The organism is Streptomyces sp. NPDC052114 (genome assembly GCF_040680155.1).
Taxonomy (GTDB): Bacteria; Actinomycetota; Actinomycetes; order Streptomycetales; family Streptomycetaceae; genus Streptomyces.
The window spans coordinates 275,988-297,843 of record NZ_JBFAWC010000002.1 but is presented as its reverse complement, the minus strand read 5'-3'; the positions used below and the strand labels follow the sequence as shown (position 1 = coordinate 297,843).

Annotated in this window: 5 protein-coding genes; 2 read left to right on the top strand and 3 right to left on the bottom strand. The window is 72.0% G+C overall.

The genetic code is table 11. From position 1 onward, the window contains the following. Positions 1-28 precede the first annotated feature (28 nt). Positions 29-9,241, bottom strand: a complete 9,213-nt coding sequence (locus AB0L89_RS05415; RefSeq protein WP_365134661.1) for an amino acid adenylation domain-containing protein — start codon at positions 9,239-9,241, stop codon at positions 29-31. A 16-nt stretch (positions 9,242-9,257) separates the two neighbouring features. Continuing rightward, on the bottom strand, positions 9,258-17,819 hold the full coding sequence (locus AB0L89_RS05410; protein ID WP_365134658.1) for an SDR family NAD(P)-dependent oxidoreductase: 8,562 nt from the start codon (positions 17,817-17,819) through the stop codon (positions 9,258-9,260). Between the two features lie 611 nt (positions 17,820-18,430). Here AB0L89_RS05410 and AB0L89_RS05405 point away from each other — a divergent pair. Together AB0L89_RS05405 and AB0L89_RS05400 are read left to right on the top strand one after the other, a co-directional pair. After that, positions 18,431-19,189 (top strand): SDR family NAD(P)-dependent oxidoreductase, encoded by a 759-nt coding sequence (locus AB0L89_RS05405; protein ID WP_365134655.1) that lies wholly within the window; start codon positions 18,431-18,433, stop codon positions 19,187-19,189. 335 nt (positions 19,190-19,524) lie between these two features. Then, positions 19,525-20,754, top strand: a complete 1,230-nt coding sequence (locus AB0L89_RS05400) for an acyltransferase (protein ID WP_365134653.1) — start codon at positions 19,525-19,527, stop codon at positions 20,752-20,754. 60 nt (positions 20,755-20,814) lie between these two features. Here the strand turns inward: AB0L89_RS05400 and AB0L89_RS05395 are convergent, their stop codons facing one another. Then, positions 20,815-21,780, bottom strand: coding sequence for an NAD(P)-dependent alcohol dehydrogenase (locus tag AB0L89_RS05395; RefSeq protein ID WP_365134650.1), 966 nt, complete (start codon positions 21,778-21,780; stop codon positions 20,815-20,817). Between the last annotated feature and the right edge of the window lie 76 nt (positions 21,781-21,856).

The window sequence follows — 21,856 nt, the reverse complement described above, 5'->3', positions numbered from 1 at the left end:
GGTGTGCCGCCCTGGTGCGCGCGGCGTGTCATGCGGAGGCGTCCGGGCCGTCCGCGTCGGCCCGCTCCCGCAGCCGGGCCAGACCGGCGGCGGGGTCGGCCGCGATCTCGGCGAGCAGCCGCTCGTAGGCACGCGCCATGCCTTCGGCGGTGTCCCGCGTGAACAGGTCGGTGCTGTACTCCAGGCGGCCCGTCAGGCCGGAGTCCGTCTCCAGGGCCGTCAGGTTGAGGTCGTACTTGGCCGGGCCCGGGTCGGCGGCGACGGGGCTCACCGTCAGGTCCGCCGCCGCGTCCTCGCCGCCGGCGTCGGCCGCCGGGTTCGGCACCAGGTTGAACATCGTCTGGAAGAGCGGCGAGTAGGCGGGATCGCGCTCGGGCGCCAGGTCCTCGACGAGTGCGGCGAAGGGCAGGTCCTTGTGCTCGTGGGCCTCCCCCGTGACCTTCCTGGCCTGGGCGAGCAGGTCGGTGAAGGCGCGGTCCGGGGTGACGTCGAGACGCAGGACCACCAGGTTCACGAAGTAGCCGACGAGCCGGTCCAGTTCGGCGCGGGGCCGGTTGGTGACGGGCGAGCCGACGGCCAGGTCCCGCTCGTCCGTGCGACCGCCGAGGAGCACGGCGAACGCCGACAGCAGGGTCATGTACAGGGTGCCGTCGTGGTCCTGGCCCAGCTGCCTGAGGCGGGTGAGCAGGGACTGCGGGACGCCGAAGTCGACGGTGGCTCCCCGGTAGGACTTCACCGGGCCGCGCGGCCGGTCGGTGCGCAGCGCCGTGCAGGCGGACAGGCCGTCCAACTGGCGCTTCCAATAGCCGCGTTGGCGGTCGAGCTCGGGTGCGTCCACGGTGGCGCGCTGCCAGCGGGCGTAGTCGGCGTACTGGAGCGGCAGCGGCGGCAGCTCGGGCCGCTCGCCGCGGCTCAACGCCCCGTACAGGACCATCAGTTCGGTCAGGACGATGGTCAGCGACCACCCGTCGAAGACGCCCCAGGGGCGGGTGAGGACGACGACGTGCTCGTCGTCGGCCACCGGCACCAGGTGGACGCGCACCGCGTACGGCCCCTCCGGGGTGAACGGGCGGGTGCGCTCCTCGCGCAGCCATCGGGCGAGGGCCGCGTCCCCGGAGACCGGTTCGCTGACGCTCGCCGCGAAGTCCGCGACGTCGTTGACGCGCTGGGTGACCGTGCCGTCGCGGCGCACATAGCTGGTGCGCAGCACCGTGTGCCGGGTGACGAGGGCCCGCACGGCGCGCGCGAAGGCGTCGCGGTCGAGGCGGCCGGTGAGCCGGTGGGCGAGCTGGGCGTTGTCGTACGACGCGTCCAGGTGCGCGGGGTGGCCGAGGAACCACAGGTCGCGCTGCTGGAGCGAGAGCGGCGCCTCCTCCCCTTCGGCGACGGGCACGGCCGGCACCAGCGGGGCGGCCTCGGTGGAGGCCGCGGACGGCTCCTCCTCCAGCGCGGCTGCCATCTCCGTGACGGTGGCTCCCGTGAGGATCAGCGGCAACGGCAGCTCACGGCCCGTCTCCTGGCGTACGCGCAGGTTGAGCCGGACCGCCAGCAGGGAGTGGCCGCCCAGGGCGAAGAAGCCGTCCCCGATCCCGACGCGGGTGACCCCGAGGACCTCTTCGAGGACCCGGCAGAGCGTCCGCTGGATCTCGGTGCGCGGTGCGACGTAGGCCTCCTTGGCCACGGCGCCCTCGTCCGGGGCGGGCAGCGCCCGCTTGTCGACCTTTCCGTTCGGGGTGATGGGCAGCTCGTCGAGGAGCATGAACACGCTGGGCAGCATGTACTCCGGCAGCCGTGCCGACAGGTGCCCCTTGAGCGTCCGGGCCACGGACGGGCCCAGGTCGCCGATGCGCGGGTGGTTCGCCGGCCGCGCCTGCCGGTAGGGCGCGCGGGCCCGCACGGGCGGCAGGTCGTCCCTGCCGAACACGAGGTCGAGGCCGTCGAGCCGGTCCTGCGACCAGGTGGCCGCGACCCGGTAGCCGAGATCCTCGGCATGCCGCAGCACGGCCTCCACCTTCCGTACGTCAGCGGCTTCCTGCTCGGTCAGCCGGACCCCTCCGGGAAGCGGCTCGACTTCGTGGGTGGGCGCCCAGCGCGTCAGCCCCTCGGCGATCCGTAGGTCGTCGGCGATCCGGGGGTTCCGCAGTCCGCTGACGCCGAAGCGGTCGGGGGCGCCGTCGTCCAGGAGGGCGCGCAGCCGCTCCGGGGTGTCGGCGTCCAGCCACTCCAGAGGCTCGACGGGCGCGGGCGTGCCCTTGGTCAGGACCGCGTCGTAGCGGTAGGCCGACATCTCGTTGTCCTCGACTCCGCGCTTGACCAGGAGGTCGAAGCCACCGAGCTCGGGGAAGCGTTCGGCGATGCGCGCGAAGTAGGTGGGGCTCAGGAGCAGTTCGCTCTCCTGCCTGCGGCGGCGGCGCGTCTGCTCGGTGAGGGCCCCTGCCGTGGTGCGGCCGGCGGTCCGGCTGCGTTCGACCGCTCCCAGGTGGGCGGGGTGCAGGTCGAGGTTGCGTACGTCGCCGATGAAGATGCGGCCGCCCTCCGCGAGGAGCGGCAGCATCCGGGAGAGCGCCTCTTCCAGGTAGACGCGGTTCGGGAAGTACTGGGCGACGGAGTTGAGCACGATCGTGTCGAAGGTCTGCCCGGTCAGCCGGGCGATCGACAGGGCGTCTCCCTGCTCCAGGGTGACGTGGCTCCAGCCGCGCCGCTCCACTCCCGCACGGACGTCGGCGAGCGCCGAGGCCGACAGGTCGAAGGCGTGCACGGTCTCGCAGGCGTCCGCGTAGCGGAACAGCAGCAGGCCGGTGCCGCAGCCGATCTCCAGGAGGCGCCGGGGCCGCAGCTCCGCGATGCGCTCGACGGTGCCGTCGATCCACTCGCGCATTCCGGCCTCGGGGACCGGTGCGCCGGTGTAACTGCTGTCCCAGCCCGCCAGGTTGAGGTCGTCGGCGGTGCCGTCGCCCCCGGTTCCGGCGTACTGGTCCTCGAAGACGTGCTGCCACTGTTCCAGCAGCGAGGCGTTCTGCTCACGGGCGGCGTCGTCGAGCCACTGCGGCGTCGTGCTGACGTAGGCGACGAGCGCCCGGCCGTCGTCGGAGCCGCGCGGGACGACGACACCGTGGGAGACGGCTTCGTGGCTCGCGAGGGCGGCTTCGATCTCGCCGAGTTCGATCCGGAACCCACGGATCTTCACCTGGTCGTCATTGCGCCCCAGATACTCCAACGAACCATCCGGCAACTGCCGCGCCAGATCCCCCGTCCGATACATCCGCGCACCGGCCCGCCCACAGAACGGATCCTCCACGAACCGCTCCGCCGTCAACTCCGGACGATTCAAATACCCCCGCGCAACACCCCCACCCCCCACGAACAACTCACCGACCGCACCCACCGGAACCGGCCGACCCACCCCATCCAGCACATAGATCCGCAGATCCGGAATCCGCTCACCGATCGGACTCGCCGACCCATCCGCATCCGCCTCCACCAACGGCCGATACGTCACATGCACGGTCGTCTCCGTGATCCCGTACATGTTCACCAACCGCACACCCTCATTGACCCCACGCCGCATCCACGGCTTCAACGCCCCCACATCCAACGCCTCACCACCGAACACCACCACCCGCAACCCATGCGCCGCCCCGTCCTCGCCCTGCGCCGCGATCAACTGCCGAAACGCACTCGGCGTCTGGTTCAACACCGTCACACCCGCACCACACAACAACTCATAGAACTCACGCGGATTACGCGTCACCGCCTGCGGAACCACCACCAAACGGCCCCCATACAACAACGCACCCCACATCTCCCACACCGAAAAATCAAACGCGAACGAATGGAACAACGTCCACACATCCGAAGACCCGAAACCAAACCAACCATCAGTCGCCGTGAACAACCGCGCCACATTCCGGTGCTCCACCACCACACCCTTCGGCACACCCGTCGACCCCGACGTATAAATCACGTAGGCGAGATCGCTGGAAGTGGACCCGACCTCGGCGCGGTCCAGATCCGCGTCCGGCTGTCCGGCCCAGGAGCCGGCGTCGGCGCGCACGTCCACCACCGGGACGTCCGGTGCCGTCAGGCCATCGGGCAGCCCGCCGTCCACGACCAGGACGCGCGGCGCGCTGTCCCGCAGCACATGCTCAAGCCGCTCGACGGGAGCCGCCGGATCCAACGGCACATAACCCCCACCCGCCTTGAGCACCGCCAGCACCGACACCACAATCTGCTCACTACGCGGCAGACACAGACCGACCAACGACTCACGACCCACCCCGAGCTCACGCAGATGACGCGCCAGACGATTCGCACGGGCATTCAGCTCGCCATACGTCAGCGACACACCCTCGAACTCCACCGCCACCGCATCAGGCGCACCCGCCACCACCGACTCGAACCACTCATGCACACACCTCTCCTCCGCCACCAGATCCGCCGGCGCCGCATTCCACTCCTCCAACACCCGCCGACGCTCGGCCGGGGAGAGGACGTCCACGTCGAGGGCGCGCGTCCCGGCCCCGTCGTCCGCGGCGAGGGCGGCGACGATGCCGGACAGCGCCGCCTCGACGTTGCCGACGAGCGCCTCGCACTCGACCGTGTCGTCCACGCGGACGTGCAGGGCGAGTTCGCTGCCGAAGTCGTCGAGCGACACCACGAGCGGGTAGTTGATCGCGTCGGCCTCCGCCAGCCAGTGGATGCCCTGGCCGGTGACCGCGGACCCGGACGCGTCGCCGTGTCCCGGCTCGAAGTGCCGGACGTTGATGACCGCGCTGAACAGCGGGGTGTCGGCGTCCAGGCCGCTGCAGCGCTGCGCCAGGCTCAGCGCGCTCTGCTCACGGGCGATCAGCTCCTTCAGACCGGTGTCGACGTCCGCGATCAGGTCCTTCACGGACCGGTCCGCGAGGCGTACGCGCAACGGCAAGGTGTTGATGAAGTTGCCGAGCATGCCCTCCACGCCGGGCACACCCTGGAGACGGCCCGACATGACGGTGCCGAACACCACGTCGTCGCTGCCGGCCGCCGCGGCCGTGACGCACGCCCACGCGGCGTGGAACAGGCAGGCCGGGCTGACGTGCAGCCGCTTGGACTGGGCGCGGATCGCGTGGGTGAGGTCCTCCGGCAGCGCGCGGCGCAGCTGCGGGTAGCGGTGGCCGTCGCCGCGCACGTCCGTCAGGCCGAACGGCGTGGTCGGCTCGGTGACGTCGGCGAGCATGGCCCGGAAGTGGGCCTCGCCGTCGTCGGCGGTCGTCTGCCGCAGGGTGTGGGCGACGAAGTCGCGATAGGGGGCGGGCGCCTTCAGCAGGGCGGCGCGCCCCGCCATGTGGGTGGCCAGCTCGGTGAGGACCAGGCGCAGGGTGGTGGCGTCCTCGATGAGGTGGTGGGCGCTCAGCAGGAGGTAGCGCCGCTCGGAGCGCGGGTCCTCGGCGACGAGGAGCTTCAGCAGGGGCGCCCGGTCGACACGCATGCGGCGCGGCCGGTCCAGGAGGGCGCGGGCCTGCTCCTCGGCGTCGGTGCCGGGGTCGAGACGTGTCCGCTCGATCGTCAGGCGGGCGGTGCGGTGGACGACCTGGACGGGCTCGGGCAGATCGGCGGTGAGCACGGCGGTGCGCAACACGTCGTGCCGGTCGACGAGCGCCTGGAGCGCCTGAGTGAACGCGGTGGCCACCTTGTCGTCGTCGGCGGCGAGCAGGACGGAGACCAGGTAGGGGTCGTTGTCCGGGTCGAGCAGGTGGTGGAAGAGGATGCCCTCCTGGGCGGGGGCCAGCGGGTAGACGTCCTGGACGTTGGGCGCGCCGCCGGGCACGGTGGCGACGACCGTGTCGACCTGCTCCTGGGTCAGCTCGACCAGGGGCAGCATGTCCGGGGTGAGGCGGGCGCAGCCCAGGGGGATCAGGTTCGGCGGGACGCCGTCGTCCACGGGCGCTGCGCTGTTCCCGTCGATGGCCTCCGCCAGGCGGGCCAGGGTCGGGGTGCTGAACACGCTGCGCACCGAGACGTCGAGGCCCAGCTCCTTCAGACGGGCCACCAGGACCGTGATGAGCAGCGAGTGACCGCCGAGCTCGAAGAAGTTGTCGTCGGCGCCGACGCGCTCCTCGTCGAAGCCGAGCAGTTCCGCCCAGACCGAGGCGAGGGCGCGCTCGGTGGGGGTGCTCGGCGCAACGTACTCGCGCTGGGCGTACGCGTCGATGTTCGGCGCCGGGAGAGCCTTGCGGTCGAGCTTGCCGTTGGTGGTCAGCGGCAGGCTCTCCAGGGCGACATAGGCGCTGGGGACCATGTACTCGGGGAGCGCGCGCTCCACGTGCCGGCCCAGCTCGGCGCGGAAGTCCGTGTCCGCGTGCCCGTCCTCCGCGACGACGTAGGCGACGAGCTGCTTGTTGCCCGGCTGGTCCTCGCGCGCCACGACCACGCTGGAGCGCACGGCCGGGTGGGTGCCGAGGGCGGCTTCGATCTCGCCGAGTTCGATCCGGAACCCACGGATCTTCACCTGGTCGTCATTGCGCCCCAGATACTCCAACGAACCATCCGGCAACTGCCGCGCCAGATCCCCCGTCCGATACATCCGCGCACCCGCACGCCCACAGAACAGATCCTCCACGAACCGCTCCGCCGTCAACTCCGGACGATTCAAATACCCCCGCGCAACACCCCCACCCCCCACGAACAACTCACCGACCGCACCCACCGGAACCGGCCGACCCACCCCATCCAGCACATAGATCCGCAGATCCGGAATCCGCTCACCGATCGGACTCGCCGACCCATCCGCATCCGCCTCCACCAACGGCCGATACGTCACATGCACGGTCGTCTCCGTGATCCCGTACATGTTCACCAACCGCACACCCTCATTGACCTCACGCCGCATCCACGGCTTCAACGCCCCCACATCCAACGCCTCACCACCGAACACCACCACCCGCAACCCATGCGCAACAGCCCCCTCGCCCTGCGCCGCGATCAACTGCCGAAACGCACTCGGCGTCTGGTTCAACACCGTCACACCCGCACCACACAACAACTCATAGAACTCACGCGGATTACGCGTCACCGCCTGCGGAACCACCACCAAACGGCCCCCATACAACAACGCACCCCACATCTCCCACACCGAGAAATCAAACGCGAACGAATGGAACAACGTCCACACATCCGAAGACCCGAAACCAAACCAACCATCAGTCGCCGTGAACAACCGCGCCACATTCCGGTGCTCCACCACCACACCCTTCGGCACACCCGTCGACCCCGACGTATAAATCACGTAGGCCAGGTCAGCGGGCCCGGAAGAGGCATCGGCACGGCCCAGGTCGCCGTCCGGCAGACCGGCCCACACCCCGGCATCCGCCCGCACATCGACCATGGGAATACCGGCCGTGTCCAGTCCCTCGGGGACGACACCGTCGGTGATCAATACCGCGGGCGCGCTGTCCCGCAGCACATGCTCCAACCGCTCGACGGGAGCCGCCGGATCCAACGGCACATAACCCCCACCCGCCTTGAGCACCGCCAGCACCGACACCACAATCTGCTCACTACGCGGCAGACACAGACCGACCAACGACTCACGACCCACCCCGAGCTCACGCAGATGACGCGCCAGACGATTCGCACGGGCATTCAGCTCGCCATACGTCAGCGACACACCCTCGAACTCCACCGCCACCGCATCAGGCGCACCCGCCACCACCGACTCGAACCACTCATGCACACACCTCTCCTCCGCCACCAGACCCGCCGGCGCCGCATTCCACTCCTCCAACACCCGCCGACGCTCGGCCTGCGGAAGCTCGGAGAGGTGGGAGATGTGCTGCTCGGGGTCGGCGGCCACGGCTGCGAGGACGCTGGTGTAGTGACGTATGAAGCGCCGGATGGTCCCGGCGTCGAAGAGGTCGGTGTTGTACTCGATGAATCCGGCGAGCCCCTCGGGGGTCTCGCGGAGGTCGAGGGTGAGGTCGAACTTGGTGGCCGCGACGTCGAACTCGACCGGCAGGACCTCCAGTTCGCCGAAGCGGGTCTCCTCGGTGGTCTGTGCCTCCTGGAGCACGAACATCGTCTGGAAGACGGGCGAGTGGGCGAGGCTGCGCTCCAGCCGCAGGGCGTCGACCACGGCCTCGAAGGGGACGTCCTGGTGCGCGTACGCCTCCAGGGCCCGCTGCTTCACCTGGGCGAGCAGCGCGGGGAAGGACGGGTCGCCGGACAGGTCGGCGCGCATCACCAGCGTGTTCGCGAAGAAGCCGATGAGGCCTTCGAGTTCGGTCCGGCCCCGGTTGGCGACGACCGTGCCGACGGCGACGTCGGTGTCCTGGGTGTAGCGGTGCAGCACGGCGGCGTAGGCGGCGAACAGCGTCATGTACGGCGTGGCGTCGTACCGCGCGCCGATCTCCCGCAGGGAGTCGAGGAGCTCGGCGGGACAGCGGAAGGTCTCGCGCGCACCGTTGTACGTCTTGACCGCGGGGCGCTCCCGGTCGGCGGGCAGGGACAGGCGCGGATCGACTCCGGCGAGGCGCTCGCGCCAGTACGCGACCTGCGGACCCCGCACCGTCTCGTCGAGCCACCGGCGCTGCCAGGTCGCGTAGTCGGGATACTGGACGGGCAGCGGCTCCAGCGGCGAGGGACGGCCGGCGCCGAACGCCTCGTAGAGGGCGACGAGATCGCGGTAGAGGACCCCGATCGACCAGCCGTCGGAGACGCCGTGGTGCATGGTGACCAGCAGGACGTGCTCCCGCTCGGACTGCCGCAGCAACCGCGCCCTGATCAGGGTGTCGCGCGCCAGGTCGAAGGGCGCGGCCGCCTCCTGTGCGCAGATGTCCGGGAGCTCGGCGGGGTCGGTGAGTTCCTCCAGGCCGACCTCGAAGTCCCGTCCGTCGCCGACGTGCTGGTAGGGCACGCCGTCGTGGTCGACGAAGCGGGTGCGCAGGGCCTCGTGCCGCCGCACCACCTCGCGCAGCGCGTCCGTCAGCGCGGTACGGTCGAGGCGCCCGCGCAGCCGTACGGCCATGGGAATGTTGTAGGCCGAGCCCGCGCCGTCCAACTGGGCCAGGAACCACAGGCGTTGCTGGGTGAAGGACAGCGGTACGGGCTCGCCGTCCCCGCGCGCCGACAGGGGGATGACACCGAGCGCGAAGAGGTCGACGCCCTGCTTCTCCAGCAGCGCCATCAGGGCGCGTCGGCGCCGGGGCTCCAGAGAGCGGATCCGGTGGACCAGGTCGTGCGCGCCCGGCTCATTGGTGAGGGTCATCGTCGTCCCGTCTGCCTTACTTCGCGATGTCCAGTGCGTCGAGCTCTTCGTCGCTCATGGCCTCGACGAGGGCGATGCCCTGGAGGATGGCCTTGACGTCGAGGGCTCCGGTGGATCCGTCGGGGGTGCGGCGCTCCAGCTCGGCCGCCATGTCGGCCAGGCGCGGGGCGTCGAAGAGGACCTGGACCGGCAGCTGGGCTCCGGTCCGCCGCTCCAGCTGGTTGATCAGGCGGGTGGCCAGGAGCGAATTGCCGCCCAGAGCAAGAAAGTTGCTGGCCCGTCTGAGCTCGCCCGCGTCGATGTCGAGCAGCTCCGACCAGGCGTCGACGAGCGTCCGCTCGGCGTCGGTCAGCTCCGGGTCCGCGGGTCGCGCGGCCCGGGGTGCCGTGTCGTCGGCGCCGGCCGGGTGTCCGTCGGGCGCGTACCGGAGCCCGGAGGCGGGTGCCGCGGCACCGGACGGCGCGGGAGCCCCCGGCCGCCGGCCGACCCAGTACTGTCCGGGCACGAAGGCCGTCGTCGGCAGCGGCACGAACCGGCGCCGCCCGTCGTGGAGTTCGGCCCACGGCACGGCCGTCCCGCGCACCCAGAGTTCGGCGAGGTGCTCCAGTGCGCGGTCCGTGACGAGCCCGGCGAGGAACGCCTCGCCCCGGGCGCCGGACAGCACGGTGCCCAGCGGGCCCGCGCCGTCCTCGGCGTTGCCGTGGTGGACCGGCACGGGCGCGGGCGCGCCGTCCCCGGTCCCTTCGCCGTCCGCCACGTACCACCGCAGGGCCTGCCGCAGCTCCGCCACGGAGCCCGCCACCACGGCGAGCCGCTCCGCGAGCGCCTCGCGGCCCAGCTGCGCGGTGTACGCGATGTCGGCCAGCGCCGCGGCCGAGCCGAAGCCGTCGTTCCCGTCACCGCCGTCCGTGCCGTCGGCAACGCCGTCGAGGTACTCGTCCAGGCGCCGCGCGGCCGTCCGCAGCCGCTCGGGCGTCCCCGCGGACAGCACCACCAGCTGGGGTCCCTCGTACGCCGTGGAATCCGGCTCCGCATCACGCGTGACGGGCGGCGCCTCGACGACCAGGCTGACGTGACTGCCGCCCGCCGCGACGGAGTTGATGAGCGCGCGGCGGGGCGCGGGGCCGCCGTCGGCGCCCATCGTGGCGCGCGGCCGCCAGTCGGTCAGCTCCTCGCACAGGCTCAGCGCGGTGCCGTCGAAGTCCAGGTGGGGGTTCGGGTCGCCCGCCGCCACCAGGGGCGTCAGCTGCTCGTGGCGCATCTGGAGGACGACCTTGGTCAGCTGGGCGATGCCGGAGGCCGCCTCGGGGTGACCGAGGTTGGACTTCACGGTGCCGAGCGCGACCGGCTCGGCGACGTGCGAGAACACCTCGCGCAGCGCGCCGAACTCGACCTCGTCGGAGAACGCCGTTCCATTGGCCGCCGCCTCGACGTACCCGATGGAGTCCGCGGTGACACCGGCCTGTTCCAGCGCCCGCCGCATGACCTTCACCTGCGTCCTGCGGCTCGGCGTCATGAAGCCGTTGGCCCGGCCGCCGTGCATGCTGGCCGTGCCCTTGATGACGGCGTGGACGCGATCGCCGTCGCGCAGCGCCGCGTCCAGCGGCTTGAGCAGCACCGCGCCGACGGCCTCGGCGGGCAGATAGCCGTCACCGTCGCGGAAGCTGCGGCTGCCCGGCCCGCTGCCGAGCAGCTGGAGTTCGGCGAGCGCCACGTACTTGTCCGGGTGGACCGTGAGGTTGATGCCGCCGGCGACCGCGAGCTCCGTCTCGCCGCGCAGGACGTCGGCGCAGGCCAGGTGGACGGCCATGGCCGAGGACGCGCACATGCTGTCCACGGCGAGGCTCGGCCCTTCGAGTCCGAAGAAGTGCGACACGCGGTTGGCGATCATGTTGTACGAGGCCGCGGAGGTCAGCGCCGCGAGCGCGGGGTCCGCCGACTCGTCTGCGCGGTACAGGTGGTAGGCCGCGCCGACGTAGACGCCGACGCGCCGCTCGTACCGCCGCTCGATGACCTCCTGCGTCACGCCGCTCTGCTCAAGGAGCTGCCAGACGGTCTCCAGGAAGAGCCGCTGCTGCGGGTCCAGGGCCGCGGCCTCGCGCGGCGAGATGCCGAAGAGCAGCGGATCGAACCGGTCCACGCCGTCGAGGAACCCGCCCCACTTGCCGGGCCGTGCCCGGTCGTCGGCCAGGTCACCGAAGAGCGCCTCGTGGTCCCAGCGGTCGGCGGGCACCTCGGTGACACCGTCCTTGCCGCCGCGGAGGTTCGCCCACAGCGCGCCGAGGTCGTCGGCCTGCGGGTAGCGCCCGCTGATGCCGATGATCGCGACGTCCCTGGTGGCGGGCGCGGGCCCGGACGGGCCTTCGGCACGGTCGCGCGCCGCCACGCGGACGTCCTCGCGTACGGCGGGTGCGACCGGGAGCGCGGGGGCCTCGTGGGCCACAGGAGGCTCGGGGGCCATGGGAGCCTCGGGGGCCGCAGTAGCCTCGGCGGCCACGGGGGGCCGCGGCACGGGCGCAGCGGGACGTTCCGGTACACCGACCAGCGCGCGCAGCGCCTGCGGGTGGTCAGTGATGAAGTACCGGGCCAGGTCGCGGATCGTCTCGACCTCGAAGAGCAGCGTCCGGGAGAGCCTGCCGAACGACTCCTCGAGGCCGGAGATCACGCCCACCGCGATGACGGAGTCCATGCCGTAGCGCTCCAGGGGCGCGTCGGCGGAGATGCGTTCGGGGGTGAGCTTGAGCGATGTCGCGAGCACGCGCCGCAGATGGGCCACCGCCTTGTCCTCGAGGACGGCGTCGTCGTCCGGCGCGTCGGCGGCGGCCGGGGCCACCACTGACTCGTGCTCGGCATCGGCCCCGGCGCCCGCCTCGGCCTCGCCGTCGGCCCCGGCGCCCGTTCCGGCCCCGGTACCGATGATCCGGGACAGCAGCCCGTCCCGCTCCCCCACCAGGACGGTCATCCGGCCGTCCGTGAGGCCGTTGTCCGCCGGGGCGAGGGCGCAGCGCAGCGCCGCGAGACCACGGGCGGTGTCCAGCGGGGCCAGGCCGACGCTGCGCAGGTTCTCCCGCACGGCGCCGCCGCCCATGCCGCCCTCCTCCCAGAGGGGCCAGCCGACGGACACGGTCCTGCCGTGGCGCGCGCCCGCGTCGACCAGCGTGTTGCGGTAAGTGGCGTACGCGTCCATGAACGCGTTGCCCGCCGCGTAGTCGCCCTGTCCGGCGTTGCCGAAGGCCCCGGCGATCGACGAGAAGCACAGGAAGACGTCCAGCGGCTGGTCCCGGCTGAGCTCGTCCAGGTTCACCAGGCCGGTGACCTTGGGCGCCAGGACGCGGGCCAGTTCCTCCTCGCTCTTGCGCAGCAGGAAACCGTCCTCGATGACGCCCGCGCTGTGCACGATGCCCGTCAACGGACCGTGGTTGTCGGCGACATGGTCCAGCACGCGGGCGATCGCCTCGCGGTCGGCCACGTCGGCGCGCTGGTAGTCGACGGTGAGGCCCGCCGCGCGCAGCGCGGTCAGCGCGCCGCGCCGCTCCTCGTCGAGCGCGGAGCGGCCGGTGAGGACCACAGTGGCGTGCCGGACGGACGCGGCGATCTCGTGCGCCACGATCCGGCCGAGCCCACCGGCTCCCCCGGTGATCAGGTAGACGCCGTCCTCGCGCCACGGCACGGCCGCGGCACGGGCGGTGCGGATCTCGGTGTGGCGTGCGAGCAGGCTGCGGCCGTCGCGGTGGCGCACTTCCGGTTCCGGGTCGTACGTCGCCCCGGCGGCCAGCCGGGCGGCGACGGCCGCCGGGGCCGCGCCGTCGAGGCACTCGACGTACTGCGTGTGGAGCTGCGGGTTCTCCTGGTGGGCGGTGCGCAGCAGCCCCGCGAGGCCGCCGAAGCAGGCCAGGCGCTCCCGCTCGGCGCCGTCCGTCGCGGCGGAGCCGACCAGAGCGGCCTGGAACAGCGTCGGCTGCCGCACACCTGCCTGGAGGACCGTCCGGAGCAGGGTGAACACATGCTCGGCGACCTGCGCATACGCGTCGATCGGCGCGCCGTCGGCGAGGTCCACGAAGTGGCTCGCCGTACCCGCGGGCAGGGCGGCCCGAAGGGCGTCGCGCTCCCCGGCACCGAGCCGACCGATCACCACGAGGTGACGTCCGGCGAATTCCGCTCCGGTACGGGCGGTGCCGGTCGAGGCGGCCTGCTCCACCCACAGGGGACGCAGCAGGATCATCTCGCCCCGCGCGTCGGGCTCACTGCCCGCCCCGGCCGGGGCGGAGGCGGCCGGGTCCGGTGCCACCGGCACCGGGACCGCGGGCGCCGGCTCCGCGTCGAACCAGCACCGATCCCGGGCGAAGGGGTATCCGGGCAGGCTGACGCGGCGCGGAAGCGGCGTCGAACCGTGCAGCGAAGCCCAGTCCACCGTGGCTCCGCGTCCCCACAGGCGCAGCAGCTCGCCGGAATCGGCACGGTCCGTCCACTCCGACACGGCGGCCCGGAGATCGAGTTCCCCGGGCGCGCCGGACACGTCGCCGGGAAGGACGGTGCCGCGCACCCAGGCGCCCGCGGCACCGGGAGCGGACACGAACGCGTCGAGGAGCTCACGGGCCTCGTCGAGCGAGGAGGCGGCGAAGGCCAGCCGCTCCTCCAGGGCCATCCGGCCCGTCTGGAGGGTCCACGCGACGTCCGGGAGCACGCCGTCGGAGAGCTCCGCCAGTCGCGTACGCAACTGGCCTGCCTGCTGGACGAGTTGGCCCTCGGTCTGCGCGGAGAGCACGAGCAGCTCGGGGCGCGCCGGGCGGGCGGGACCGGCCGGGCGCGGGGCCGACGGCACGTACTCGGCGACGACGAGGTGCGCGTTGGAACCGCCGGCGCCGAAGCCGGAGACCCCGGCGATCCGCGCGAGCGCTCCCGGCGCCCCGTCGGCGGCACCGCCGGGACGACGCCACGGCTCCAGGCGCTGCTGCACCCGGAACGGCGTGCTGTCGAAGTCGATGCGCGGGTTGAGCGTGCCGGAGTGCAGGCTGGGCACCAGCTCGCCGTGGCGCATCTGGAGGAGCACCTTGGTGAGCCCCGCGATGCCGGCCGCGCTCTCGCAGTGGCCGATGTTGGACTTGACCGAGCCGATCGCGCAGCGCTCCGGGCGGACGCCGTGCGCCTCGAACGCCTTGTTCAGTCCGACGACTTCGAGCGGGTCGCCCAGGGCCGTGCCGGTGCCGTGCGCCTCCAGGTAGCCGAGCGAGCGCGCGTCGACGCCCGCCGCCGCCAGCGCCTCGGCGATGACCGCGCCCTGCGCTGCCGGGGACGGCACCGAGTAGCCGGAGGTCCGGCCCCCGTGGTTCAGGGCGGTCGCCTTGAGCACGCCGTGGATGTGGTCGCCGTCGGCGATCGCCCGCTCCAGCGGCTTGAGCAGGACCGCGCCGACGCCCTCGCCCGGCACGTAGCCGTCGCCGCCCTCGCCGAAGCTGCGGCACCGGCCGTCACTGGCGAGGAACCTGCGCTGACTGAGCATCAGGAACTTGTTGGGGTGGGAGTGGAGGTTCACACCACCGGCGAGCGCCGTCTCGCACTGGCCGCTCCTGATGGCCTCGCACGCCAGGTGAATGGCCGTCAGGGACGACGAGCACATGGTGTCGACGGTCATGCTCGGGCCGGTGAAGTCGTAGAAGTACGAGACCCGGTTGGCGACGCTGGACGCGCTGCCCGACAGCGCGGCCTGCTGCCCGCGCTCCTGCGCCTGCGCGCCGTGCAGCTGGTACTCCTGGTACATCACGCCGACGAAGACACCGACCTTGCCGGCCGGTCCCGCGGCGTATCCGGCGTCCTCCAGGGTATGGTGCGCGCACTGGAGGAAGAGCCGCTCCTGGGGGTCGAGGAGTTCGGCCTCGTGCAGCGAGATCTGGAAGAACAGCGGGTCGAACCGGTCGACCCCGTCGAGGAATCCGCCCCACTTCCCGGCGGAGGAGCCGTCGGTGGCGACGTTGCGGCGGTGGTCCCACCGGTCCGCAGGCACCTCCCGGATGCAGTCGCGGCCCGTCCGCAGGTTCTGCCAGAACGCGTCCAGGTCCGGGGACTCCGGGTAGCGCCCGGCGAGTCCGATGATCGCGATGTCGGTGACGGCGGAGGGTGTCTTCGGTGCGGGCGCGACCGGCACGGTCCCGGCCGTCGGGCCCCGGCCCTCTTCCCGCGTGCCTCGGTCATCTTCCCGCGTGCCTCGGTCCTCGGCACGCGCCGCGCCCGCGAGAACGCGGGTGCTCAGTCCGGTCACCTCCGCGCACACCGTGCCGTGCTCGTCGAACACGGTGACGTCGAGGCGCGTCGTGGCGGCGCCGGGCTCGCTGCCCGGCTGATGCCTGATCCAGGCGTACGCCGTGCTGGGCGTCGCGGCGCGGGCCATCACGTGCTCCACCGCGAACGGCAGGGCGGGGCGGGCCTCGCGCCCGTCGTGCGGGCCCTGTGCCAGGCGCAGTCCGACGGTGGCCTGCAGGGCTCCGTCGATGACGCTCGGGTGCAGGAGGCAGTCGTCCAGGGGCGGCGCCGCGGCGGGCATGCGGAGCTCGGCGAGCACTTGGGGGCGGCCGATCTCGTCGGTGCCGAGGCGCAGTTCCACGAGGGAGCGCTGCGCCGGTCCGTAGTCCATGCCGACGGCGGCGTACAGCTCGTAGACGTCGGCGGCGGGGACGACGCGGTCCGCGCAGGCCGCGCGCAGCTCGGCCAGGCGCGGGGCGCTCGGGCCGGCGTCCGTCGGCAGACTGGCCCGGCCCTGGCTGTACGGCGTGCGCTCGCCGTCCGTTCCGATGCCGTGGATGCTGTACTCCCATCCGTGGCCGGGCAGTTCACGGACGTCCACGCTCAGTTCGAGGCCGCGCGGTCCCGCGGTCGCGGGCCGCAGCCACACCACGTCGTCCAGGCGTACGGGGCCGCCGGCGCGTCCCTCGCCGAGGCTGTGCGCGACCGCGGCGCGCGCCATCTCCAGCTGGGCGACGGCGGGCAGGATGCGCTCGCCGCGCACCTGGTGGTCCCGCAGGAACGGCTCGTCGCCCGCGAACCGCGTCCGGTACGCGACGCCGTCGCCGTCGGGCACTTCGGTGTGCAGCAGCGCGTGCGGGCGCACAGCGGAGAGTGTGGCGGTGAGGTCTTCGGCGACGGCCCGTACGGTCCGGTGCGCCGGGAACGCGGCGGGCGGCAGCGGCACACCGAAGCGGTCGGTCAGACGGGCGGCCAGCCGCCCGAGTCCGGTGATGTCGAGCCCGAACTCGGCGAACTCGGCGTCCGGGTCGACCTCGGCGGCGGGGACGTTCAGCTGGGCGGCCACCTCGTCGGTGAGCGCGGCGAGGGCCGCGGCGGTCGTGCCGGAGGTGGGCTCGGAGGCGGGGGTACGGGGGACGGTGACCGTACCCGGCGCCGCATCCTGCGGGGCCGGTTCCCCGAGCCCGGCCGCCACCTCGGCGATCGACCGGTACTCGAACATGACGGTCGGCGAGAGCTGCCGGGCCAGCCGGTCCTCCAGCTCGGGCACGAGGGACACCAGGTCGGCCGAGGCCAGCCCCAGCTCGTAGAAGCTGCCGTGGACGTCGACCCGCGCCGTCGGCACGCCGAGGCGCGCCCCGACCAGCTCCCGCAGCACGGAGCCCACATCGCCGCCGGAGGCCCGCGCGGGCTCCGGGCCACCGGTGTGCGCCACGGCGGACGACGCCGCGGTGCCAACCCCGGCAACCCCGCCAACGGCTTCGCCGGCCGGCTCGCCCCGCACGTCGAGCGCTGACACGGACCGGACCCGCTTGGCCGCGAGCCGGCCGATCTCGGCGACCTTCGCGCCGCTCTCGTCGTAGAACTCCACCGCCAGGCGGATGAGTTCGTCGTCCCTGCGCATCGAGTCGGCGGGGACCCTGACGAAGCAGCGCGTGCCCAGCGGCGCCACCGCCCGGAACGACTCGAAGACGAGCGGAAGATAGAGCCCCTCGGCGCTCTCCCCCTCGTGCAGCATGTGACTGCCCACGCTGCCGCCGAGCAACCCGCCCTCGAACAGCGCCGGATGGAAGAGGAAGGCGTCCGCGGTGCCGTGGTGCGCCGGATCGAGATCCACCTCGGCGACCCAGTCGGCGGCGCGGTGGTGCACCGTGCCGCCGATCCTCATGAGCCCCGAGTGGTGCAGTTCGCGCCCGCGCAGCCAGGCGTAGATGTCGGTGAGGCGGGTGACCCGCTCGACGCCGGTGAGCGGCAGCGGCAGCCTCTCTTCGAAGACCACGGGAGTGCGCCGGTGCGCCGAGACCACCGCGTGCAGGACGTCCGCGGTGTCCTGCGGGCGGCGGCTGCGCACCTCGACGCGCAACCCGCCCGCGGGGGCGGGCCGCCCCGCCACGGTGGTCCTGACCTCCTCGCCGGGGGCGGCGACGAGCGGCGCCAGGATGGTGAGGTTCCGCAGTTCGACCTCGGGCATCGCGTGGCCGTGCCGCGCGAGGACCTGCAGCACCAGATCCACATATCCCACGCCGGGCAGAAGACGGCGTCCGTGCACGACGTGACCGTGCAGCAAAGGATTTTCGGAGGTGACGGTGAAAGTCTCGTCGAATGACGACACGTCGCTCATCGTTATCCATTCAAGAACAGCATCGAGCCAGCCATGGAGCCCGGCCCGGGAGCAACCGCGGAAGATTGGCGAAACCTTTTCCGACGCTTTTTGCGCACGCAGGCGTGAGTCTTCACGCACGCACGCGCGGCTTAGCGCGTAAGGAATCGGGACATGACGCCATCACCCCTGTCCGGTCATGAAGGACCGGTGACATCCGAGTAAGGAAATGGCGTCAGGAAGGCAAGAGGCCCAGACGGTGAAAGAGATCGGCGAAGCCCTGCCCACCATGCAGAACGCAGGGAAGGGGGATCGCTACGACAGCTCGCTGACTATGCTGTCGCAAACATGAGTGGCAAAGTAAAAGTTTCCATAAAATATCCCCCGTTACAGTACTCAAACTGCAGCTTGCACAGCCTTCGGGACTTCCGCGTAGAGACTCGCTCCGCCATTCGCTCACCCATAAGGCCGAGACTGACGCTACCCCTCGGAAGCAACTCGATCAATAAACAGAGTGTGATGATCCATTCCAGCCACGGAACGGAGCGTGACATCCGCCGGGAATCTCTAGTTCCACACCTGCGCAAGATAGGATCACGCCCCTTCCGAACAGCCCAGGAATGGAGCACAAGGTGCGAATCGAAGGAAGCGTCGCGCTGGTCACCGGTGGCACGTCCGGCCTCGGCCTCGCGACGGCCCGCGAGCTGCGCGACCGGGGTGCGACGGTCGTCGTCCTCGGCCGTTCGGCACGGGGCGAGGACGTCGCGGCGGAGCTGGGCGAGCGCGTCGTGTTCTCCCGGGGCGACGTCACCAGCGAGGCGGACGTCACCGCCGCCGTCGATCTCGCCGCGAGCCTCGGCACGCTGCGCATAGCCGTCAACTGCGCGGGAGTCGGCGCCGCGTTCAGGACCGTGGGCAAGAACGGCCCCTTCCCCCTTGACGCCTTCACCAAGGTCGTCCAGGTCAACCTGATCGGCACCTTCAACGTCGTCCGGCTCGCCGCGGCCCGGATGACGCGCTACGAAGAGGCGGGCGAGGAACGCGGCGTGATCGTCAACACCTCGTCGGCGGCGGCGTACGACGGCCAGATCGGCCAGGCGGCCTACGCCGCGTCCAAGGCCGGCATCGCGGGCATGACGCTGCCGCTCGCCCGCGATCTCGCCCATGAGCGGATCCGCGTGGTCACCATCGCGCCTGGCCTGTTCCGCACCCCCATGTTCGACGTGCTTCCGGACTCCGCGATCGACGCGCTCGGCCGCCAGGTGCCGCACCCGGCCCGCCTCGGCCACCCCGAGGAGTACGCCGCGTTCGCCGCGCACGTCGTGGAGAATCCCATGCTCAACGGCGAGACGGTCCGGCTGGACGGCGCCATCAGAATGGCGCCGAGGTAACCGACACTCCGTCGGATCGCGGCCGCCCCCGGCATGGCGGGGACGCACTATCAGCCACACCGGTGTCGCGCACGAGCCCTCGGACATCGATTCCCGGCCAGATTTCCTGAACTGTTCGCACTAGATGGCTGATTCACCACTGTTCACGACGCCGTGCCGTCCCTTTTGATGATCGCTCCAGCCGTTCGGCCCCCCTCTGCCCGCCGCCCCTCTGGGCGCGCCGGGATGCCGCCGGGCTCTCAACCGGTCTGCCCGCCCATGCGCTCGGGCGCCGTTCCTGATTCGGCCACCTCACACGCTGTTCGACCACCTCACACTCTGGAGGCAAGGACCTCATGTCCGGCGCGCCCACTTCCGGCCATCCGCCATCGCCCGCTTCCGGCCGTCTGCCGTCGCTGACCGGCCTGCGCTTCCTCCTCGCCTGTCCCGTGGTCTGGTACCACATGACCTTCTCCTCGGAGATGTTCGACGGGTCGCTGCACAAGGGGCTCGGCACCGTCTTTCCGTTCGCGGCGGGCGCGGTGAGCGGCTTCTTCGTGCTGTCCGGCTTCGTGCTCGCCTGGGTGCACCGGCCCGGCGACCGGCTGGGCGCCTTCCTGCGGCGCCGATGGTGGAAGATCTTCCCGAACCATCTGCTCGGCTGGACCGCGGCTCTGGTGTTCTTCGCCGTCACCGTCGCCCAGGTCCCCCTCGCCGCGCCGCCCGGCCACGACACGACGTCCGCCCTCACCAGCCTCTTCCTGGTGCAGGCCTGGGTGCCGGACGGGGACGTGTTCGGGGGCTTCAACACCCCGGCGTGGTCGATCTCCTGCGAGCTGTTCTTCTACGCCCTCTTCCCGGCGCTGATCGTCCTGGTCCGCAAGATCCCCGCCGAGCGGCTGCGCCGCGTGTGGTCGGGCCTCGCCGCCGTGATCCTGCTCATGCCTCTGGTGTCCACGCTCGTCCCGGGTCCGAAGCTGTACGACTGGTTCCCCATCAACGAGCACAGCATGTGGTTCATCTACAACTTCCCCCCCGTGCGGCTGCTGGAGTTCGTCCTCGGCATCGTGACGGCCCGCATGCTCCAGACCGGCACCTGGCCCCGGGTCAGCCGGTGGGTGATCGCCGGTGGGTTCGTGGTCCTCGTCCTCGCGCTGCCGGCGCTTCCCCCGCAGTACACGTTCTGCACCGGGATGGCGCCGATGTTCGCCGCGCTCATCGCCAAGATCGCCGTCGCCGACCTGGAGGACCGCTCGCGACTGCTGCGCCGGCCCGCCCTGATCACCCTGGGCGACGCCTCGTTCGCCCTCTACATCACGCACTTCCCGCTGATGATGGCCGTGCGCCACGCGCTCGGGGCCGACCCGTCCCTGTCCACGGGCGCTCGTTTCGGGGTCGTGTTCGGGATGATCGCCGTATCGGTGGCCCTGTCCGTGGTCATCTTCCGGTACTTCGAGCTCCCCTTGATGCGCCGCTTCTCCAAGAGCCGCGGCGAGAGGCGGACGACGGGGCGTCCCGCACCGGAGCCCGCTGCCCCGTCGGCCAATCCCGACCCGGAGCAGGAACGCGCCCCTTCGGCGTCCTGATCCGTCCTGCCGACGCGTCGCCGTCGCGTGACCCGCCGGGCCCACCCCGGGCCCTGCGGGTCACGCGACGGCGACCACGTATTTGCCGCGTACGCCGCCCGCCTCCAGCGCACGGTGCGCCGCCGCCGTCTCCTCCAGGGGGAAGACGGTGTCCACCGCCGGCCTCAGCTTTCCCTCGGCCACATGGCGGGCGATGTCGTCGAGGTGCTCGCGCAGGGGGTTGCCGCTGAACGCCCGCACCCGGCCGCGCCCGTGGACCGTGCTGGCCGCGATGTAGCCGAGCGACGCGACGGGCCGTGTCGGGTCGAACGCGATGGTGACCATGCGCCCGCCGGGGTTCGCCAGGCGCCGGAAGGTCCGCAGCTCGGTCCCCACGGTGTCCAGGACCACGTCGAAGCGGCCCAGTTCCGCCGGCGGGACAGCCCGGTGGTCGACGGCCTCGTGGGCGCCGAGGCCGCGGACGAAGTCGAGGTTGGCGGCGCGGGCGAGGGCCGTGACCTCGGCGCCGTACGCCCGGCCGAGCTGGACTGCGGCATGGCCGACGCCGCCCGCCGCGCCCCGCACGAGGAGGCCTTCCCCGGCGCGCAGTCCGGCCTTGTCCCGCAGCGCGGTGACGGCGGTGGTGGCCACCGGCAGCGTGGCGGCGGCCACCAGGTCGAGCCCGTCGGGGACCCGGCCGAGCCGCTCGGCGGGCACGGCCACGTACTCGGCGGCGCTGCCGAACCCCGAGGCGCGCCCCAGGACGCCCCATACCCGGTCGCCGACCGTGACGCCCGAAGCGCCGGTGCCCAGCGCGACGACTTCGCCGGTGAGGTCGAGACCGACGCGCTGGGGGAACTTCCGGCCGGTCAGGAGGCGGACGCGGCCGGCACGGGCCGCCAGTTCGCCGCCGTTGACGCTGAACGCGCGCACCCGCACGAGCGCCTCGCCGGGCGCGGGCTCGGGGCGCGCCACCCGGCCGACGTACAGCACGTCGGGGGTGCCGAAGCGGTCGAAGAGCACTGCCTTCATCGTGCGCTCGCTCATTTCTCTTCCTTTGCTGCCGGGGCGTACGGAGATCAGGCGTCGACCGTAGGCTCGTAAACGGACGAGATCGTCCACT

Coding starts and splice junctions, on each gene's coding strand:
- AB0L89_RS05415 (WP_365134661.1), bottom strand. CDS start 9,241: ATGACCCTCACCAATGAGCCGGGCGCGCACGACCTGGTCCACCGGATC.
- AB0L89_RS05410 (WP_365134658.1), bottom strand. CDS start 17,819: ATGAGCGACGTGTCGTCATTCGACGAGACTTTCACCGTCACCTCCGAA.
- AB0L89_RS05400 (WP_365134653.1), top strand. CDS start 19,525: ATGTCCGGCGCGCCCACTTCCGGCCATCCGCCATCGCCCGCTTCCGGC.
- AB0L89_RS05395 (WP_365134650.1), bottom strand. CDS start 21,780: ATGAGCGAGCGCACGATGAAGGCAGTGCTCTTCGACCGCTTCGGCACC.